This window comes from Microbacterium sp. P03, from assembly GCF_043556235.1.
Taxonomy (GTDB): Bacteria; Actinomycetota; Actinomycetes; order Actinomycetales; family Microbacteriaceae; genus Microbacterium.
The window spans coordinates 215,493-234,231 of sequence record NZ_JBIGIM010000002.1; the positions used below are offsets into that span (position 1 = coordinate 215,493).

Below are 18,739 nucleotides of genomic sequence, written 5' to 3' on the forward strand. Positions count from 1 at the left end.
CTGTGACCGATATCGACTGGGACGAGCTGCGTGCCGTCGCCACCGACGCCATGGAGCGCGCGTACGCCCCGTACTCCCGCTACAAGGTCGGAGCGGCCGCTCTCGTCAGCGACGGGCGCGTGGTCTCGGGCTGCAACGTCGAGAACGCGTCGTACGGTGTCGGGCTGTGCGCGGAGTGCGCGCTCGTGGGCGACCTGCACATGTCGGGCGGCGGCGAACTCGTCGCCTTCGTCTGCGTGAACGGCAACGGCGAGACGATCATGCCGTGCGGTCGATGCCGACAGCTGCTGTACGAATTCGCACTGCCTGGGATGCTGCTCGAGACGGTGTCGGGCATCCGCACGATCGATGAGGTGCTGCCCGACGCGTTCGGTCCGCGCGACCTCGAGGACGCGGCCCGGTGACCTCCGCGCAGGAACAGGGCCCGGCGGTGGAGGCGTTCGACGCGGTCGACGTCATCCGCGCCAAGCGCGACGGCGGCGTGGTCGCCGAACCGGAGCTCCGCTGGATGGTCGACGCCTACACGCGCGGCTACGTCGCCGACGCGCAGATGGCGTCGTTCGCGATGGCGGTGCTCCTGAACGGCATGGGCCGCGACGAGATCCGTGTGCTGACCGACGCGATGATCGCCTCGGGTGAGCGCATGAGCTTCGCGGACCTCGGCAAGCCGACCGTCGACAAGCACTCGACCGGCGGCGTGGGCGACAAGATCACCCTGCCGCTCGCGCCGCTCGTCGCTTCGTTCGGAGTCGCCGTACCCCAGCTCTCGGGGCGGGGGCTCGGTCACACCGGCGGCACCCTCGACAAGCTCGAGTCGATCCCCGGCTGGCGTGCGGCTCTGTCGAACGACGAGCTCTTCGCCCAGCTCCGGGACGTGGGCGCGGTCATCTGCGCTGCGGGGAGCGGACTCGCCCCCGCCGACAAGAAGCTCTACGCGCTGCGCGATGTCACCGGTACGGTCGAGGCGATCCCGCTGATCGCATCGAGCATCATGTCGAAGAAGATCGCCGAGGGAACGGACGCGCTCGTTCTGGACGTCAAATTCGGTTCGGGCGCCTTCATGCGCGACATCGACCACGCGCGGGAGCTCGCGCGCACCATGGTCGCGCTCGGCACTGATTCCGGCGTGGCCACCACCGCGTTGCTCACCGACATGAACACGCCTCTCGGCCTCGCCATCGGCAACGCCAACGAAGTGCAGGAGTCGGTCGACGTGCTCGCCGGCGGCGGCCCGGCCGACATCATCGAGCTCACCGTGGCCCTGGCGCGCGAGATGCTCGCGCTCGCCGGTCAACCCGACGCCGACGTCGAGGCGGCGCTCCGCGACGGTCGCGCCATGGACTCCTGGCGTGCCATGATCCGCGCGCAGGGCGGCGATCCGGATGCCGCGCTCCCGGTCGCCCGCGAGACCCAGACGGTCTCCGCGACCCGGGCGGGTGTCGTCAAGCGTATCGACGCGCTGCCGTTCGGTATCGCCGCGTGGCGTCTCGGCGCGGGCCGTGCACGCGCGCAGGACCCCGTCGTCCACGCCGCGGGGATCGACCTCCACGTGAAGCCGGGCGATGCGGTCGCGGTCGGCCAGCCGTTGTTCACCCTGCGCGCAGATGATCCCGCGCGCTTCGAGCGTGCGTTGGACGCCGTCGAGGGCGCCTGGGATGTCGGGACGGATGCTCCCCCCGCGGCCCCCCTCGTGCGGGAACGCATCACCGCCTGAAGCGCCTCGGCGCAGCATCCGTCATTCTTGTCCCACCCACTTCTCGAGGAGAGACCATGCCCATCGAACAGAACGGCGACGCTCTCATCCAGGGCGCGTCCATCCGACGACTGCCGAAAGTGTCGCTGCACGATCACCTCGACGGCGCCGTGCGCCCCGAGACGATCATCGAGCTCGCGGACGCCGCCGGTGTCGAGCTGCCCGAGTCCGACCCGGAGGAGCTCGCGGACTGGTTCGCCGACACGTGCGACTCGGGCTCGCTCGTGGACTACCTGAAGACCTTCGACCTCACGACCGCGGTGATGCAGACCCGCGAGGGGCTGACACGCGTGGCGCGCGAGTTCGTCGAGGACCTCGCCGACGACGGTGTCATCTACGGAGAAGTGCGATGGGCGCCGGAGCAGCATCTCACCGGCGGGCTGAGCCTCGAGGAGGTCGTCGAGGCGGTGCAGGAGGGCATCGAGCAGGGTGAGGATGCCGCGGAGAGCGACGGTCACGACATCCGCGTGGGGCAGCTGATCACCGCGATGCGTCATGCCGACCGCTCGCTCGAGATCGCCCGGCTCGCGGTCGCGTTCCGCGGGCGCGGGGCGGTCGGCTTCGACATCGCCGGCGCCGAGGACGGCTTCCCGGCCTCCCGGCACCGGCCCGCATTCGACTACCTGGCGTCGGAGTTCTTCCCGACGACCGTGCACGCCGGCGAGGCGGCCGGTCTCGATTCGATCCGGTCGGCGCTCATCGACGGTCGTGCCCTGCGCCTCGGACACGGCGTCCGCATCGCGGAAGACCTCGACGTCATCTCCCGTGCCGGTGAGGACGTCCTGGTGCAGTTCGGCGACCTCGCCCGCTGGGTGCGCGACCGCGAGATCCCGCTGGAGCTCTCACCGTCCTCGAACCTGCAGACCGGAGCGATCGCGGCGTGGGGGACGGCCATCGAGGATCACCCGTTCGACCTGCTGTATCAGCTCGGGTTCGCCGTGACCGTGAACGTCGACAACCGCACGATGAGCCGTACATCGCTCACCCGCGAGCTGGCTCTCCTGGTGGAGGCCTTCGAGTACGACCTGGCCGACCTGGAGACGTTCCAGCTCAACGCGGCGGCGGGCGCCTTCTTGGCGATCGAGGAACGCGAGGAGCTCATCGAGCTGATCGCGGAGGGCTTCGAGGTCTGACGGGCGGTGGGTCGAGGGGCGTTGTCGGCGGTCGAACTCCACGGATGGAGCAGTTACGTCCGGGCCGCGGGGTTGCCCCGCGGGCGCACCGCGCACGCGGTCACAGGTCGGCGGCGAACGCCCCCACCAGCTCGGTGAGCCGAGCGGTCAGGTCGGCGTCGCTGATCGAAGGCGTGCCGTCGCCGTCCTGCAGGCCGTAGTCGCCGAAGGACGAGTGCGACGCGCCCTCGATCTGCACGAGCTCGGCGTCCGCGGGCAGCTGGGATCGGGCTTCCGCGATCTTCTGCGGGGTGGAGAGGCCGTCCTCGCTGCCGCCGATGCTCAGGACGGGCAGATCGGACCCGGAGAGGTCGTTCGCGCAGTAGCTGCCGAACAGGGCCAGGGCGTCGGCGTCCACCGCCAGCTGGCAGGCGCGCACGCCTCCGAGCGAATGTCCTCCGACGATCCACGTGTCGACTCCGGGGACGAGATCGGTGAACGCCGACAGCGGCCGCAGGTCGAAGAACGCGAGATTCAGCCACGGCTTCGTGATGACGACGGTGACACCGTCCTGCGCGACCGTGCCCGACATCTTCGCGGCATACGCCCACGCGTCCACCTTCGCGCCCGGGATGTAGACCAGCCCGACATCCGATCCCCCCGACGTGGGTGCGAGGACGATTGCCGCGCTGTCATCGGTGATCGTGATGTCCGGGTTCGATCGCACCGCGGCGAGGGGCTCGGGCTCGGCACCCATGACCCCGACCTGGCTCCAGATGACGATGCCGACCACGGCGGCGATCACCAGGGCACCGATCGATCCGAGGATCCACCACAGCACCCGCAGGCGACGGCGCGGTTTCCGCTCGTGTCCTGCGGGCGGACTGCCGGTGGTGCTCACCTCACGAGCGTAGTTCGGCCTGGCGCTCCGCGACGACGGACTGGATGGAGGCGAAGAGCGGATGCTCGGGCTCGAGGCCCGTCACCTCCGCGGTGAAATCGGAGGAGTCCAGCTCGCGGATCATCCGCTGCATGTCGACCGACTGCGCGTCCTCTTCGTCCTCGAAGCGGAGGCACGCGCCCATGGCCCCGACGAGTGCCGTCGTGGACAGGCCCGCTTCGGCCGCTTCCGCGGCGGGACTCACGAACCGCTCGTGCCGCGACAGCTTGCGCAGAGGCTGCCGTCCGACGCGCCATACCGTGTCGGGGAGGGCGGGGTTGCGGAATCGCCGGAGGATCGTGGCGCGGTAGTCGGCGAGCTCGACGGGGTCGAGTCCGTGCTTGACGACCAGCAGCGCCGAGGTCTCCTCCAGGGTGGCCGCCACCCGGGAGGCGATCGCATCGTCGGCGAGGGCGTCGGAGATCTTCTCGATCCCCGCCTGCGCACCCAGGTAGGCGGTCGTGGCGTGCCCGGTGTTCACCGTGAAGAGCTTGCGCTCGATGTACGGCGCGAGGTCGTCGACGAAATGCGCGCCCGGGATGTTCGGCGGGTTGTCACCGAACGGCGGACGTTCGATGGCCCATTCGAAGAAGGGCTCGACGGTCACGTCGATCCCCGCACCCGCGGGCTGGCCGGGGACGATGCGGTCCACGGCGGTGTTCGCGAAGACCGCGCGACTCGCCAGCCCGTCCCAGGCATCGCCGGCCAGGTCGCGGATCTCGTCACGGAGCAGGTCGGTCGCGTTGATCGCGTTCTCGCACGCCATGATCTGCAGCGGGGGAGAAGACGGGTCGCGCAGCGCCAGTGCCGCCACCAGATGCGGCGCGACGAATCGGAGGATCGTGGGACCCACCGCGGTCGTGACCACGTTGGCACCGGCGATCTCGTCGATCAGCTCGGCCGTCTGGGTCACGCTGTTGATCGCCCGGAAACCGGTGACCACCTGGTCCTGGCCGTCCTCGCCGACCTCGTGGACCGTGTAGGAGGACGCACCGTTGATGGCGTCGACCAGGGGGGCCGCGACATCCGAGAACACCAGCTCGTAGCCGCCTTCGTGCAGCAGCAGCCCGACGAAGCCGCGACCGATGTTGCCCGCACCGAAATGGACGGCCTTCATCAGACGCCGGTGGCCGAGACGAGCTCGTAGAGCTCCTCGGGTGTCGTGGCGGCCTTGAGCTTCTCGACCTCGTCGTCATCCGAGAACAGGATGGCGATCTGCGACAGGATGTCGAGGTGCTCGTCGCCCTTGCCGGCGATGCCGATCACGAACGTCACGGGCTCTCCGCCCCAGTCGACACCGCCGTCGTACCGCACCACCGAGAGGCCCGACTCCAGGATCGCCGCCTTCGTCTCGTTCGTGCCGTGCGGGATCGCGAGCTCGTTGCCCATGTACGTCGACACGGTCATCTCCCGCTGCTGCATCGCGTCGAAGTACGAGCTCGTCACCGAGCCCACGGACTCGAGGATGTCGGCCGCCTCCTTCATCGCCTCCTCCCGCGTCGCACCACCGGAGTGGATGCGGACCTGACCCAGGCTCAGAACGTCACGTGCCATGATGCTTCTTCTTTCTTTCGGATGCCTCGGCATCGCGGGAGGGGAAAGCCACGGGGTCGGGGGCATCTCGCCGCCCGACCCCGCAGCGGTCTCAGCGCTTACGCTCCATCATGGTGCTGGTCGCGCACCATCTCGACGACTTCTTCGTACTGCGGCGCGTTCATGAAGTTGTCGACCGACACGTGGATGGCGCCGGGCGTCTTCTGCCGGGCTCGATCGGTGAGCTGGTTCTGCGTGATGATGAGGTCGGCGGATCCGTCGAGGTTCGCGATCGCCTTGTTGACGACCGTGACTCCTTCGACGCCCGCCTTCTTCATCTTGTTGCGCAGCACGCTCGCACCCATCGCGGACGACCCCATTCCGGCGTCGCACGCGAACACGATGTTCTTGATCTCGCGCTCGGTCATCACGGCGGGTTCGACGCCCCCGTCGGGGGAGGTCGCCGCCGCGCCACGGAGGCCGCTCAGCGCGCTGGAGGACTTGCCCTTCGACGCCTCGGTCTGCGTGATGGCGGCGCCGAACGCGTCGTCGGTGGCGCCCAGGGCGGCGAGGTCGCGCTTGCGCGACGCCCGCAGGATGACGGCGGCGATGAGGAACGTGACGGCGGCCGAGAGCACCACCGACAGGATCACGGCGAGGTAGGCGCCGCTGGCCGTCTGCGCGAGCACGGCCAGGATGCTGCCGGGCGCCGCGGGAGCGCGCAGGGCGCCGCCGAGGAGCATGTTCGTCGTGACACCGGTCATGCCACCGCCGATCAGGGCGATGATCAGGGTCGGCTTCATGAGCGCGTACGGGAAGTACACCTCATGGATACCGCCGACGAACTGGATGAGGGCGGCGCCGGGAGCCGACGCGCGGGCCGCGCCGAGACCGAAGAAGGCGAAGGCGAGCAGGAGTCCGAGACCGGGGCCGGGGTTGGCCTCGAGCAGGAACAGGATGGAGGACCCGTCCGTGGCCGCCTGCTGGATGCCCAGCGGGGTCAGCACGCCGTGGTTGATGGCGTTGTTGAGGAACAGCACCTTGGCCGGTTCGATCAGGATGCTGGTGAGCGGAAGCAGGTTCGCAGCGACGAGCGCGTTCACGCCCGCGCTCAGCAACGACATCAGTCCGTTGACGAGCCAGGCGATCGGGTAGAACGCGACGACCGCCATGACGAAGCCCCAGATGCCGGCCGAGAACATGTTCACGAGCATCTCGAAGCCCGCGCGCACCTTGCCGTCCCAGAGGCTGTCGAGCCACTTCATCGTGTACGCCGCCAGCGGGGCCATGATCATCGCGCCGATGAACATGTGGACCTGGCCGAGCTGGTTGTCGGCGGGGAGGTCGGCGTTGACCTGCGCGATCAGCAGGTCGGAGCCCGCAATAGCGCCCATGGTCGCGATCGAGGCGACCACGCCGCCGCGGATGCCGTAGACGATGTTTCCGCCCGTGTAGGCGATGATGATCGGCAGCAGGTAGTGGATGAACGGACCGACGATCGTCGACAGGTCCGCATTGGGTGTGAACCCCTTCTCGATGAAGAAGGCGGTGAAGATGCCCCAGGCGATGAGGGCGGGGATGTTGGGCATGATCATGCCCGACAGGAAGGTGCCGAAGCGCTGCACCCCGACCCGTACGCGGCTTCCGCCGGCGGTGGGCGTGGACGTCGTTGTCATGTCGATGTCTCTCTTTCGATCAGTTCGCGGCCGCGTGAGCGGCCTCGGGTGTGCGGGACGCGACTCGTGCCGCGTCTCGTGCGGATGTGGCGTCGTTCGCGCCGAGTGCGGCCTCGGCGATCCTCCGCGCATCCTGAGTGGTGTGTTCGAGCAGGCTCGCGCGGACGTCCGCGATCGCCGTGGGCGCCATCGACAGCGACGTGGCGCCCAGACCCACGAGCACGACGGCCAGCAGCGGGTCGGCTGCCGCTTCGCCGCAGATGCCGACGGGCCGGCCGTGCATCGCACCGGCGTCGCCGACCTCGCGGATGAGCCGCAGCACGGCGGGGTGCCACGGATCCTGGAAGGCCGCCACCGAACCGAGGAGCCGGTCGGCGGCCATCGTGTACTGCGTGAGGTCGTTCGTGCCGATCGACGCGAAGTCGGCGTGGGCGAGCACGCGGTCGGCCAGCAGGGCGCTGGAGGGGACCTCGACCATCACCCCGGCGGTCTTGATGCCGTAGTCCTTCGCGAGGGCGACGAAGTACTCCGTCTCCTCGACCGTGGCCACCATCGGCGCCATGACCCACAGGTCGGCCGAGGTCGCGGCATCCGCCTGGGCCAGCGCCGTCAGCTGCTCACGGAGGATGTCTTCGCTCGCCCGCAGGGCGCGGATGCCCCGCAGGCCGAGCGCCGGATTCTCTTCGTGCGCGTCGTTGAGGAACGGGAGCGGCTTGTCGGCGCCCGCGTCGAGCACCCGGACGACGACCTTCTTCCCCGGGAAGGCGGCCAGCAGCGCGGAGTAGGACTCGCGCTGCTGCTCCACCGTCGGAGCGCTGCTGGAGGAGAGGAAGAGGAACTCCGTGCGGAACAGGCCGACGCCCTCCGCGCCGAGCTCGACCGCCTCAGCGGCTCCTTTGGGGCTGCCGAGGTTCGCCAGCAGCGGCACCGCGGTGCCGTCGGCGAGGGCGCCGGGGGTGATGGGCGCCGACGCCGCTGAGGCGCGCGCGTCCGCGCGGTTCTGCGCCCGCGCCAGGTCGGCGTCGCTCGGCTCCGTCGTGACGACGCCGCCCGCGGCATCCACGATCACCGTCTCGCCCTCGACGAGGTCTTTCGCTCCCTGGACGCCGACGACGGCGACGATCGACTTCTCACGCGCGAGGATCGCGGTGTGCGACGTCGGACCGCCCTCGGTGGTGATCAGCGCGAGCACTTTGTCGAGGTCCAGGAGTGCGGTGTCCGCCGGGGCGAGGTCCTTGGCGACGAGGATGAACGGATGCCCGGGGTCGGGCACACCCGGAGCGGGGACGCCGCGCAGATGGGCGATGACCCGCTGAGCGACGTCGTCGAGGTCGGCCGCGCGCTCGCCGAGATACCCGCCCATCGCGCTGAGCATGTCGCGGAACGAGGCGAAAGCGTCGAACACCGCCCATTCCGCGGTCTTGCCGCTGCTCAGACGCGTCGCGACCTCCGCCTCGAGGCTGGGGTCCTCGGCCATCATCGCCTGCGCTTCGAGCACGTCTTTGGCAGCACCGCCGGCCAGTGCTCCGCGCTTCTCGAGCTCGCGCGCGACGGCGGCGACGGCCTCGGTCACCCGGGCGGTCTCCTCATCGGCGCTGAGTGCGCTCGGTGCGTCGCTCGGCGCGGGCGACGGCTCGGCCATGCGTGCCACCGGGCCCTGGGCGACGCCCAATCCGATGCCGACTCCGCGAAGTTCCGTCATGATCTGTTCTCCTCACTGGACGCGGTCATGCCGCGTCGTGGTCGGTCGTCAGCAGTTCGCTGAGAAGGTCGAGGGTCTCTTCGGCGCCCGGGCCGTCCGCGGTCACCGTCACGTAGTCCCCGTACTCGACGCCGAGCCCGATCACCCCGAGGATGCTGGCCGCGTTCACCGGCGCCCCGGAGCCCTTGGAGATGGTCACCGGTATGCCGGACTGCTTCGCCGCCTGCGCGAACAGCTTCGCCGGGCGCGCGTGCAGCCCGTGCGATGAACCGATGTGCACGGTGCGGGTGAGTGTCGCCATGTCGTGCTCCTATTCCTCTGTCGCCAGCGTGGGCTCGGCGGCCTCGACCGCTCCGCGCACGAGCGCGAGCGTGCGGGTGCCGTCGAGGTCGGTGAAGATGTCGGGCGGAAGAAGAACGACAGTGGTTCCCCGATAGGCCGCATCGCGCTCGATGCGGGGCATCGCGTGGGTCAGGTGCGGGCCGACGAGCACCACGTCCGCCGAGTCCAGATCGATGGGCAGAGACGCTTCCGTGCCGGCGAACGCCGAATACGCGAGCCCCGCGGCCTGTGCCGCGTGCCGCACGCGCTGCGCCACGAACGTGCTGGACGCCCCAGCGCCGCACACCACCAGGATCTGCATCGATCCACCTTCCTTCTCGGCCATTCTTGTGAAAACGCTGGGAGCAGACAACCCACGTCTGTTTCCGCCCCCGCGGAACCCGGGCGCGGGTCCGCCCTGGGGGTAGGGGTACGCGTGGTTGACTGGTGGATGCGCAGGCCGGCAGCAGCGCACGATCCGGAGGGGCGACGTGACGAGAGCGCGACAGGATCGCCTGCTCGCGCTGCTCAGCCGAGACGCGCAGTGGGCCACGGCAGCGACACTCGCCGACCTCCTCGGAGTGACTCCGCGTAGCATCCGCTCGTATGTGACAGCCATCAACGCGCGGGTGCCGTCCGGCACAGCCGTGGAGTCGGGGCCCCTCGGATACCGCGCCGGTCCCGAGGCGGGCACGGCTTCGCGGATGACGTCGACGGACGCGGCGACCCCGCGCGATCGTCTGCACACGGTCGTGCGTTCGCTGCTGGATGCGCCCGACGGCATCGACGTGTACGAAACGGCCGCGATGCTGCATGTCAGCACCGCCACCCTCGACGGCGATCTCTCGCGGGTCCGCGCGCTCCTGGGCGGCACGGAGCTCACCCTGGAGCGCTCAGCCGAACGGGCCCGCCTGCGTGGCACCGAGATGGCGCAGCGACGGCTGCTCAGCAAGCTGGCCCACGATGAGATGGACGCCGGGTCCTTCGATCTCGAGGGCCTGCGCCGAACGCTCGGCGAGGACTCCGTCGGCGCGGCGGCCTTCGGTCCCTTCAAGACCGATCTCGTGGCGGAGCTGGGCGCACTCGGCTATTTCGTGAACGAGTTCGGCGTCGGTGATGTCGTGATGCACATCGCGATCGCGGCGGATCGGAGTTCCCGTGCGCGGTCGCTCGACGAAGCGGGCGAGGGCAGGCCCGCGCAGCGCGAGGTCGGCGCCGTGATCGACAGGCTGGCGCTGCGTCACCTGGGTGTGCAGCTCGGCGCCGGCGACCGCGCGCACCTCGCCACCCTGGTGCTGACCCGGGTCATCGCTCCGGATGCCTCCGACCCGGCGGGGGAGGCGCGCGAGCGCCTCGAGCCGAGAGTGCTGTCAGCCGTGCGCGAGGTGGTCGAGGGGGCGACGGCGGAGTTCCTGGTCGACATCTCGCACGAGGACTTCATCCTCCGGCTCGCGCTGCACGTGCAGAATCTGCTGTTGCGATCGCGGGCCCAGGCGTGGTCGCGCAATCCGCTGACGAAGTCGCTCAAGTCGACCTATCCGATGATCTTCGAAGTCGCCGTCTACATCGCCGACGGCCTGCACGAGCGGCTCGACATCCCGCTGCTCGACGATGAGATCGCCTACATCGCGATGCATGTCGGAGGCCGGCTCGAGCGCAACGGTCGCGCCGACCAGCTCCTGACGGCGACGATCGTGTGCCCCGGGTACTACGAACTGCACGAACTGCTGCGCTCGAGTGTCGACCGATCGCTCGGGCAGGCGATCGAAGTGGTCGGCGTCGAGACCCGCGTCGACCCGGACTGGGCGTCGCTCGAGACCGACCTGGTGCTGACGACGATCGCCCCACCGGTCTCGAGCGAGCGCTTCGTGCAGATACAGCCCTTCCTGACCGATGCCGACATCGATCACGTGCAGGCCGCCGCGGCCCGCATCCGACGCGGACGGCGTCTGGCGCGTCTTCGCACCGAGCTCGAGCGGTACTTCTCGCCGGACGCGTTCGTGCGCGGCCTCACCGCCGACGACGACGCCGAGGGGGTGATCCGGCGCCTCGGCGGCCTGCTCGTGGATCGCGGCGTCATCGACGGGGATTACATCGAGCGGGCCATCCAGCGCGAGCAGCTCTCGTCGACCGCCTTCACCGACGCGCTCGCCGTGCCGCACGCGCTGGGCATGACCGCGACCCGCACGGCCATCGCGATCGGCATCGCCGAGCCGTCGATGCCGTGGGGCGACGGTCGGGTGCAGGTCGTCGCGCTCGTCGCGTTCTCCGAGACCGACCGCGAGGCCTTCCAGACGGTCTTCGAGCAGTTCGTCGAGGTGTTCAACGAGCGCGACAGCGTCCAGCGGATCGTCCGCCGCGGCACGGACTTCGCCCGGTTCCTCGACGAGCTCGTCGCGGTGATCGACGGCTGAACAGGCTCGTCCGAACGACGGTCAGGCGCGCGCGAGGCGCTCCTGCAGACCGCGCCGCACGCCCGGCCACTCCGTCGGCAGGATCGAATACACGACGGTGTCGCGCAGGATGCCGTCGGGTCCGATGCGGTGGTTGCGCAGCACGCCGTCGCGCTTGGCTCCCAGCCGCTCGATCGCCGCGCGGGACTGTCGGTTGTGCCAATGCGTGCGGAACTCGACGGCGATCGCGTCGCACGCGTCGAAGGCGTGGCCGAGCAGCAGGAGCTTCGCAGACGAATTGACCGCCGTCCGTTGCGCGTCCACCCCCAGCCAGGTGTAGCCGATCTCGACGTGTCGCACGGGCTGATCGATGTTGCAGAACGTCGTCATCCCGACCACCCGGTCGGTGTCGAGCCTGCGGACCGCCCAGGGGTTCATCGATCCGGCATCCCGCCAGGCCGATCGCCGGGCGATCTCGTCGTCGATCGTCTCGGGCGTGGGTACGGAGGTGTACCAGGCGTGTTCCAGCCCGATCGTCGCCGCCGAAAGATCCGGCGCGTGCGCCTCTTCGAGCGGCTCGAGGCGGACGACCTCGTTCTCGAGCGTGACGGGATCGGTCAGCAGCATGCCCGCACCCCCGGCCCGGATTCCCGGCTCACTGCAGATCCTCGAGCAGTGCCCGGATCGACGCGGCATGCGTCTCGCGGCGTCTGCGCGCCTTCTTCGCCGACGGCCCCTGCACATCGAGGTAGACCTTGAGCTTCGGCTCGGTGCCGCTCGGTCGCACGATCACGCGCGAGCCGTCATCAAGCCACAACCGCAGGACGTCGCCGCTCGGCGCGTCGCCCTCGGCCTCGAGCAGGTCCTCGAACCGCGACACCGCGGTGTCACCGAGATGCTCGGGTCGACGGCCGCGGAGCGCCGCCATGATCGTGCCGATGAGCGCGACGTCGTCGACGCGAAGAGAGATCTGATCGCTCTCGACGTAGCCGAACGTCTGATCGAACTCGTCCAGCAGATCCGCCAGGGTGCGACCGGCGCCGCGCGCTTCACCGACCATCCCCAGCAGGGCGATCGCTGCGGAGATCCCGTCCTTGTCGCGGACGATCCCCGGGTTGACGAGGTAACCGAGCGCCTCTTCGAACCCGTAGATCAGACCGGGAGCCCGCGAGATCCACTTGAAACCCGTCAGTGTGGCGTGGAACTGCAGCCCGTAGTGCTCGGCGACCGTCTGCAGCGCCGGGGACGACACCAGAGAGCAGGCGAGGGATGCCGCGGGCGCGGCATCCGCTTCTCCCGCCCGCGTCTCGTTCCACAGTCGCGCCGCGCGCCACCCCAGCAGGAGGCCGACCTGGTTGCCGGTGAGGCGTCGCCACCCGCCGGGGGCGTCGTCGTCGGGGATCGCGACGGCCAGACGGTCCGCGTCGGGGTCGTTGGCGACGATGAGCTCCGCGCCCCGGGCCCGCGCGGTCTCGTACGCGAGGTCCATGGCGCCGGGTTCTTCCGGGTTGGGGAACGCCACGGTCGGGAACGCGCCGTCCGGCTCGGTCTGAGCCTCGACCGTCGTCGGCGCCGGGTAGCCCGCCGTGTCCACGATGCGGGAGAGGGTCTCCCACCCCACGCCGTGCATTGCGGTGTAGACCCAGTTCAGGTCTCGGGCGCCGTCAGGGGCGGGGGCCACGGCGGCGGTCGCCGAGACGTAGGCGTCGATGACGTCCTCGGCCGCGGTCTCGTACGCGAACGAGCGGGGGAGCTCTCCGACGGTCGACGTCTCAGCCACCCGCCGGATGTGCGCGGCGATCTCCGTGTCGGCCGGTGTGACGATCTGCGAGCCGTCGTCGACGCCGCCGAGATACACCTTGTAGCCGTTGTCGTTCGGGGGGTTGTGCGATGCGGTCACCATGACGCCCGCGTCCGCCGACAGATGGCGTACCGCGAAGGCCAGCACGGGCGTCGGCAGCATACGGGGGAGGAGGATCGGGCGGAGCCCGGCGCCGGCGAACAGCTCGGCCGAATCCCGCGCGAACACGTCGGAGTTGCGCCGGCCGTCGTAGCCGATGACCACGACGGGATCGCGACCCTCGGACGCCTTCTCCCGCAGATAGGCGGCGAGACCCGCCGCGGCCTGGGCGACGAGCACCCGGTTCATCCGATTGCTGCCGGCGCCGAGTTCTCCCCGCAGGCCCGCCGTGCCGAAGGCGAGCCTCCCGTCGAATCGGTCGTCGAGGTCGGCCCGGGCATCCGCGTCACCGTCGTCCGCGCGTTCCAGCAGCGCGCGGAGCTCGGCGCGGGTGTCGCCGTCCGGATCCTGCGCGAGCCAGGCGCGGGCTCGATCGAGGGTCGGTTCGCCGCTCACATCGCGCCGATCACGCGGGCGAGGAGTGACGAGATCACCGGCTCGGCCTCGCGGCCGGCCTCGATGACCTCCTGATGACTGAGCGGCGTGGTCTGGATGCCGGCGGCCATGTTCGTGATGAGGGAGAAGCCCAGTACCTCCATCCCCGCCTGCCGGGCGGCGATCGCCTCGAGGGCGGTGGACATGCCGACGATGTGGCCGCCGATGATCCTGGCCATCTGCACCTCGGCCGGGGTCTCGTACTGCGGTCCGCGGAACTGGCAGTAGACGCCTTCGTCGAGAGACGGGTCGATCGTGCGTGCGAGGTCGCGGAGGCGCTGCGAGTACAGATCGGTGAGGTCGATGAAGGTCGCGCCTTCGAGGGGCGACGCGCCGGTGAGGTTGAGATGGTCGCTGATGAGCACGGGCTGTCCGGGCGTCCAGGAGGTGCGGATGCCCCCCGCGCCGTTCGTCAGCACCATCGTGCGGGCGCCGGTCGCCGCGGCGGTGCGGACGCTGTGCACCACCCGACGGGGGCCATGGCCCTCGTAGAAGTGCGTGCGCGCGCCGATGACCAGCACACGCAGGCCGCTCGGCGTCACCACGCTGCGAAGGGTTCCGACGTGGCCCTCGAGGGCCGGCTTGCTGAACCCGGTGACCTCCGTCGCGGCGATCTCGGCGGTCGTCTCGCCGAGCAGCTCGGCGGAACGACCCCAGCCGCTCCCGAGGGTGAGGGCGATGTCATGGTGGTCGACCCCGGTGAGGCGGGCGATGTCCGCGGCCGCGGCCGCCGCGACCTCGAACGGATCGGTGGCGGGGTCGTCGAGGGGGTGCGGGGTGGTCTCTGACATCCCCCCACTCTAGGAACGGCGACGTCCGTGTGCCACACCGCGCACCCGCGAGGCACCGGATGCCGCGGCATCCGGTGCCTCGATTGCTCCGGTGAGCCCCGGGCAGGGAAGAATGGAGATATGTCCCTGAGCTTCGAGAGCACCCAGAGCGTCGCGATCATCGGCGGCGGGCCCGGAGGGTACGAGGCGGCGATCGCCGGAGCCCAGCTGGGCGCCGAGGTCACGTTGATCGAGCGCGTCGGCGTGGGCGGCTCCGCGGTCATCACCGATGTCGTGCCGTCCAAGTCCCTCGTCGCGACCGCCGACGCTGCCGTGGCGATCTCGGAGGCCACCGACCTCGGCGTGCAGTTCTTCGCGAAGGGCGGCGACGGCAAGCCGCTCCGCCCGCAGATCGCGATCAACCTCGCGGCCGTCAACAAGCGGCTCCTCTCGCTCGCCCGCCAGCAGTCCGACGACATGCGGGCCACGCTCGTCGACGCCGGCGTCCGCATCATCTCGGGCCACGGACGTCTCGACAGCGACAATTCCGTGATCGTGTCCACCGGCCCGGGCGGCACCGATTTCGACCGCGTCGAGGCGGACACGCTCGTCATCTCGACGGGGGCGTCACCGCGCGAACTGCCTTCCGCCCAGCCCGACGGGCAGCGCATCCTCACGTGGACGCAGCTCTACAACATGCAGGCGCTGCCGACGCACCTGATCGTCGTCGGCTCGGGCGTCACCGGCGCCGAGTTCGCGTCGGCGTACATGAACCTCGGCGCGAAGGTCACCCTGATCTCGAGCCGCGACCAGGTGCTCCCGGGCGAGGACAAGGATGCCGCCGCCGTCCTCGAGAAGGTCTTCACGCGCGGCGGCATGACGGTGATGAGCAAGACCCGGGCGGAGTCGGTGGTCAACACCGGCGACGGAGTGATCGCGACGCTCTCGGACGGACGCACGGTCGAAGGCAGCCACTGCCTGCTCGCGGTGGGCTCGATCCCCAACACCGCGGGCCTCGGGCTCGAGGAGGCCGGCATCCAGATGACGTCGTCGGGACACATCCAGGTGAATCGCGTGGCCCGCACGTCCGTGCCCAACATCTACGCGGCCGGTGACTGCACCACCTTCGTGCCGCTCGCCTCCGTCGCGTCGATGCAGGGCCGCACCGCCGTGTTCCACGCGATGGGCGACGTCGTGATCCCGCTCGAGCGCCGCCGGATCGCCTCCAACATCTTCACCGCTCCCGAGATCGCGACCGTCGGGTGGCAGGAGTCCGATGTCGCCAGCGGCCTCATCGACGGCGTCGTGAAGAAGCTGCCGCTGGCGGCCAACCCCCGCGCGAAGATGATGGGCATCCGCGACGGCTTCGTCAAGGTGATCGCACGGCAGGGGAGCGGCACCGTGATCGGCGGCGTGATCGTGGCTCCGAAGGCGTCGGAGCTCATCTACCCGCTCGCGATCGCGGTCGACCGGCGATTGACGGTCGACCAGGTGTCGCGTGTCTTCGCGGTCTACCCCTCGCTCACCGGCAGCATCACCGACGCGATGCGATCGATGCACATCGTCGATCACACCAACGACGCGCCCTGAGACCCGGCGCGAGGGGCCGCAACGGCCCGGCCGGGGTCGACCGGCCTCGCTAGGAGATGGTCAGCAGCTGGTGGCCGGCGGAGACCGTCATCCCCGGTGCGGCGCTGATGCCGCCGATGACGCCGTCCTTGTGGGCCTGGATCGGCTGCTCCATCTTCATGGCCTCGAGCACGACGACCAGATCGCCCTTGACGACCTGCTGGCCGTCCTCGACGGCGAGCTTCACGACCGTCGCCTGCATGGGCGATTTCACCGCGTCTCCGGATGCCCCGGCCGCGGCCGTCGCGCCGTGCGAGCGCCGAGAAGGCGGCACGGCCGCGGGACGCCCGATGGCGCTCGGAGCGACGACGACGCGGTCGGGCAGGCTCACTTCGAGACGCTTGCCGTTCACCTCGACGACGACGGAGTGCCGTGACTCTCCGGCGCTGGGGCTCTCGAGCTCGCCGTCCCACGGCGGGATGTCGTTGACGAACTCCGTCTCGATCCAGCGCGTGAAGATGCCGAAATGGCCGTCCTCGGCGGTGAAGGCCGGATCGCGGACGACCTTGCGGTGGAACGGCAGCACCGTCGGCAGTCCCGCGACCTCGAACTCGTCGAGCGCGCGCCGCGCCCGCTCCAGCGCCTCCGCGCGGTCGCGGCCGCTGATGATGATCTTGCCCAGCAGCGAGTCGAAGGCTCCGCTGACCGAGTCGCCCGCCGTGACGCCCGAATCGAGCCGCAGACCGGGGCCGCCGAACGTCTTGAAGACGTGGATCGGCCCGGGCTGGGGGAGGAAGCCGCGGCCGGGGTCTTCGCCGTTGATGCGGAACTCGATGGAGTGACCGACCGGGGCCGGGTCGCCGTAGTCGAGGGTGCCGCCTTCGGCGATGCGGAACTGCTCCCGCACGAGGTCCACTCCGGTGACCTCTTCCGAGACCGGGTGTTCCACCTGCAGTCGGGTGTTGACCTCCAGGAACGAGATCGTGCCGTCGGCTCCGATCAGGAACTCGCACGTCCCCGCCCCGATGTAGCCGACCTCGCGGAGGATCGCCTTGGAAGACTCGTAGAGGATGCGGTTCTGCTCGTCGGTGAGGAACGGCGCGGGCGCCTCTTCCACGAGCTTCTGGTGACGGCGCTGGAGCGAGCAGTCACGCGTCGAGACGACCACGACGTTGCCCGCGGCATCCGCGAGGCACTGGGTCTCGACGTGGCGCGGCTTGTCGAGGTACTTCTCCACGAAGCATTCCCCGCGGCCGAAGGCAGAAATGGCCTCGCGCGTCGCTGATTCGAACAGTTCGGGGATCTCGTCCATTTCGCGAGCGACTTTGAGACCGCGACCACCGCCGCCGTAGGCGGCCTTGATGGCGATCGGCAGGCCGAACTCCTCCGCGAACGCGACGACCTCGTCGGCGCCTGCGACCGGTCCGGGCGTGCCCGGCGCGAGTGGCGCTCCGACCTTCTCGGCCACGTGTCGCGCCGTGACCTTGTCGCCGAGCGACTCGATCGCGTCGGGGGTCGGACCGATCCAGATCATGCCCGCACCGATGACCGCGCGGGCGAAGTCGGCGTTCTCGGCGAGGAAGCCGTACCCGGGGTGCACCGCGTCCGCGCCGGAGCGCCGTGCAATGGAGAGGATCTTCTCGATGGAGAGGTAGGTGTCGGCGCTCGTGGATCCTTCGAGCGCGTACGCTTCGTCGGCCAGACGCGCGTGCATGGCATCGCGGTCCTGATCGGCGTAGACGGCGACGGAGAGCTTTCCAGAGTCCCGTGCGGCTCGGATGACGCGGACGGCGATCTCGCCGCGGTTCGCGATCAGGACCTTGGCGATCTGAGGCATGAACGCCAGCCTATCCACCGCCAGGGGGCGATCTTTGACCGACTCCTCCAAGAACCACGCGGATACGTGGTTCTTCTCATACAAACCCGCGGTCAGTTCAGCCGCGGTTCCACAGCGTCGGCCACGGCACGCCGAGCTCTCCGGCGAGCCGACGCACCGTCGACAGCGACATGCCCACCACGGTCGACGGGTCGCCCTCGACGCGTTCGATGAACGCCCCACCCAGGCTGTCGACGGTGAACGCGCCCGCCACCAGGAGCGGTTCGCCCGTGGCGACGTAGGCCGCGATCTCGGCATCGCTCACGTCGGCGGCGAAGGTGACGGATGCTTCGGTCACCGCGAAGGCCTCCACCGGAGGGATCCCCGGAGCCACCCGCCACACGCTGTGCCCGGAGTGGAGCACCCCCGTGCGGCCGCGCATGCTCCGCCAGCGGGCGGTCGCCGCGTCCGCGGTGTAGGGCTTGCCGAGGATCTCGCCGTCGATCTCGAACATCGAGTCCCCGCCGACGACGATGCCGTCGAAATCCGTCGGCGCGAGGCGTGCGGCGACGTCGGCGGCCTTCGCGCGGGCCAGCAGGAGCACGTGCGCGTCTGCCGGCAGCCGCCCCTCGGCGGCCTCGACCGCCTCGATGACGGCCTCCTCGTCCACGTCCGGCGCCATCGTGTCGGGCTCGATCCCCGCCTGCCGCAGGAGCATCAGTCGGGCAGGGGAGGTCGAAGCCAGGCACACGCGCATGC

Annotated in this window: 17 protein-coding genes; 5 read left to right on the forward strand and 12 right to left on the reverse strand. The window is 70.0% G+C overall.

Going from position 1 to position 18,739, the window contains the following annotated elements:
• Window positions 1-2 precede the first annotated feature (2 nt).
• Genes ACFXOO_RS08175 through ACFXOO_RS08185 form a run of 3 tightly spaced genes read left to right on the forward strand, consistent with a single transcriptional unit; the run spans window position 3 to window position 2,886 of the window.
• Window positions 3-404, forward strand: a complete 402-nt coding sequence (locus tag ACFXOO_RS08175; protein ID WP_378841124.1) for a cytidine deaminase — start codon at window positions 3-5, stop codon at window positions 402-404.
• Window positions 401-1,714: a thymidine phosphorylase gene (locus ACFXOO_RS08180; protein WP_394563301.1), complete on the forward strand. Its 1,314-nt coding sequence runs from the start codon at window positions 401-403 to the stop codon at window positions 1,712-1,714. The genes ACFXOO_RS08175 and ACFXOO_RS08180 overlap by 4 nt, the downstream gene beginning before the upstream one ends.
• Window positions 1,715-1,770: 56 nt before the next feature.
• On the forward strand, window positions 1,771-2,886 hold the full coding sequence (locus ACFXOO_RS08185) for an adenosine deaminase (protein ID WP_378853576.1): 1,116 nt from the start codon (window positions 1,771-1,773) through the stop codon (window positions 2,884-2,886).
• A 100-nt stretch (window positions 2,887-2,986) separates the two neighbouring features.
• On the opposite strand, the gene ACFXOO_RS08190 is transcribed toward ACFXOO_RS08185, so the two are convergent.
• The 7 genes from ACFXOO_RS08190 to ACFXOO_RS08220 form a co-directional block, all read right to left on the reverse strand.
• A complete protein-coding gene (locus ACFXOO_RS08190; RefSeq protein WP_394563302.1) occupies window positions 2,987-3,766 on the reverse strand; it encodes an alpha/beta hydrolase in 780 nt (259 codons plus the stop codon).
• Between the two features lies 1 nt (window position 3,767).
• Window positions 3,768-4,922 (reverse strand): mannitol-1-phosphate 5-dehydrogenase, encoded by a 1,155-nt coding sequence (locus tag ACFXOO_RS08195; protein ID WP_394563303.1) that lies wholly within the window; start codon window positions 4,920-4,922, stop codon window positions 3,768-3,770.
• Window positions 4,922-5,359, reverse strand: a complete 438-nt coding sequence (locus tag ACFXOO_RS08200) for a PTS sugar transporter subunit IIA (RefSeq protein ID WP_378853582.1) — start codon at window positions 5,357-5,359, stop codon at window positions 4,922-4,924. The genes ACFXOO_RS08195 and ACFXOO_RS08200 overlap by 1 nt, the downstream gene beginning before the upstream one ends.
• A gap of 98 nt (window positions 5,360-5,457) precedes the next feature.
• Window positions 5,458-7,014: a PTS mannitol transporter subunit IICB gene (locus ACFXOO_RS08205; RefSeq protein WP_378841110.1), complete on the reverse strand. Its 1,557-nt coding sequence runs from the start codon at window positions 7,012-7,014 to the stop codon at window positions 5,458-5,460.
• A 19-nt stretch (window positions 7,015-7,033) separates the two neighbouring features.
• Window positions 7,034-8,716: a phosphoenolpyruvate--protein phosphotransferase gene (gene ptsP, locus ACFXOO_RS08210; protein ID WP_394563304.1), complete on the reverse strand. Its 1,683-nt coding sequence runs from the start codon at window positions 8,714-8,716 to the stop codon at window positions 7,034-7,036.
• A gap of 25 nt (window positions 8,717-8,741) precedes the next feature.
• A complete protein-coding gene (locus tag ACFXOO_RS08215; protein WP_378841104.1) occupies window positions 8,742-9,017 on the reverse strand; it encodes an HPr family phosphocarrier protein in 276 nt (91 codons plus the stop codon).
• Window positions 9,018-9,026: 9 nt separating this feature from the next.
• Window positions 9,027-9,359, reverse strand: coding sequence for a PTS sugar transporter subunit IIB (locus ACFXOO_RS08220; protein ID WP_378841479.1), 333 nt, complete (start codon window positions 9,357-9,359; stop codon window positions 9,027-9,029).
• A gap of 169 nt (window positions 9,360-9,528) precedes the next feature.
• On the opposite strand from ACFXOO_RS08220, the gene ACFXOO_RS08225 reads away from it, so the two are divergent.
• A complete protein-coding gene (locus ACFXOO_RS08225; RefSeq protein ID WP_378853586.1) occupies window positions 9,529-11,451 on the forward strand; it encodes a BglG family transcription antiterminator in 1,923 nt (640 codons plus the stop codon).
• 21 nt (window positions 11,452-11,472) lie between these two features.
• On the opposite strand, the gene ACFXOO_RS08230 is transcribed toward ACFXOO_RS08225, so the two are convergent.
• Genes ACFXOO_RS08230 through ACFXOO_RS08240 form a run of 3 tightly spaced genes read right to left on the reverse strand, consistent with a single transcriptional unit; the run spans window position 11,473 to window position 14,616 of the window.
• On the reverse strand, window positions 11,473-12,057 hold the full coding sequence (locus tag ACFXOO_RS08230; protein WP_394563305.1) for a GNAT family N-acetyltransferase: 585 nt from the start codon (window positions 12,055-12,057) through the stop codon (window positions 11,473-11,475).
• Between the two features lie 28 nt (window positions 12,058-12,085).
• Window positions 12,086-13,786: a phospho-sugar mutase gene (locus tag ACFXOO_RS08235; protein ID WP_394563306.1), complete on the reverse strand. Its 1,701-nt coding sequence runs from the start codon at window positions 13,784-13,786 to the stop codon at window positions 12,086-12,088.
• Window positions 13,783-14,616 (reverse strand): purine-nucleoside phosphorylase, encoded by an 834-nt coding sequence (locus tag ACFXOO_RS08240; RefSeq protein ID WP_378841094.1) that lies wholly within the window; start codon window positions 14,614-14,616, stop codon window positions 13,783-13,785. The genes ACFXOO_RS08235 and ACFXOO_RS08240 overlap by 4 nt, the downstream gene beginning before the upstream one ends.
• Before the next feature lie 120 nt (window positions 14,617-14,736).
• On the opposite strand from ACFXOO_RS08240, the gene ACFXOO_RS08245 reads away from it, so the two are divergent.
• Window positions 14,737-16,185, forward strand: a complete 1,449-nt coding sequence (locus tag ACFXOO_RS08245) for an NAD(P)H-quinone dehydrogenase (protein ID WP_378841092.1) — start codon at window positions 14,737-14,739, stop codon at window positions 16,183-16,185.
• 49 nt (window positions 16,186-16,234) lie between these two features.
• On the opposite strand, the gene ACFXOO_RS08250 is transcribed toward ACFXOO_RS08245, so the two are convergent.
• Window positions 16,235-18,001 (reverse strand): acetyl/propionyl/methylcrotonyl-CoA carboxylase subunit alpha, encoded by a 1,767-nt coding sequence (locus ACFXOO_RS08250; protein WP_378841089.1) that lies wholly within the window; start codon window positions 17,999-18,001, stop codon window positions 16,235-16,237.
• A 97-nt stretch (window positions 18,002-18,098) separates the two neighbouring features.
• Complete coding sequence (locus tag ACFXOO_RS08255; RefSeq protein WP_394563307.1) at window positions 18,099-18,737, reverse strand: Maf family protein; 639 nt, start codon at window positions 18,735-18,737, stop codon at window positions 18,099-18,101.
• Window positions 18,738-18,739 lie beyond the last annotated feature (2 nt).

Excerpts from the sequence above, each read along its gene's own strand:
- ACFXOO_RS08250 (WP_378841089.1), bottom strand. The coding sequence starts at position 18,001 with ATGCCTCAGATCGCCAAGGTCCTGATCGCGAACCGCGGCGAGATCGCC.
- ACFXOO_RS08195 (WP_394563303.1), bottom strand. The coding sequence starts at position 4,922 with ATGAAGGCCGTCCATTTCGGTGCGGGCAACATCGGTCGCGGCTTCGTC.
- ACFXOO_RS08200 (WP_378853582.1), bottom strand. The coding sequence starts at position 5,359 with ATGGCACGTGACGTTCTGAGCCTGGGTCAGGTCCGCATCCACTCCGGT.
- ACFXOO_RS08215 (WP_378841104.1), bottom strand. The coding sequence starts at position 9,017 with ATGGCGACACTCACCCGCACCGTGCACATCGGTTCATCGCACGGGCTG.
- ACFXOO_RS08205 (WP_378841110.1), bottom strand. The coding sequence starts at position 7,014 with ATGACAACGACGTCCACGCCCACCGCCGGCGGAAGCCGCGTACGGGTC.
- ptsP (WP_394563304.1), bottom strand. The coding sequence starts at position 8,716 with ATGACGGAACTTCGCGGAGTCGGCATCGGATTGGGCGTCGCCCAGGGC.
- ACFXOO_RS08230 (WP_394563305.1), bottom strand. The coding sequence starts at position 12,057 with ATGCTGCTGACCGATCCCGTCACGCTCGAGAACGAGGTCGTCCGCCTC.
- ACFXOO_RS08240 (WP_378841094.1), bottom strand. The coding sequence starts at position 14,616 with ATGTCAGAGACCACCCCGCACCCCCTCGACGACCCCGCCACCGATCCG.
- ACFXOO_RS08245 (WP_378841092.1), top strand. The coding sequence starts at position 14,737 with ATGTCCCTGAGCTTCGAGAGCACCCAGAGCGTCGCGATCATCGGCGGC.
- ACFXOO_RS08220 (WP_378841479.1), bottom strand. The coding sequence starts at position 9,359 with ATGCAGATCCTGGTGGTGTGCGGCGCTGGGGCGTCCAGCACGTTCGTG.
- ACFXOO_RS08185 (WP_378853576.1), top strand. The coding sequence starts at position 1,771 with ATGCCCATCGAACAGAACGGCGACGCTCTCATCCAGGGCGCGTCCATC.
- ACFXOO_RS08255 (WP_394563307.1), bottom strand. The coding sequence starts at position 18,737 with ATGCGCGTGTGCCTGGCTTCGACCTCCCCTGCCCGACTGATGCTCCTG.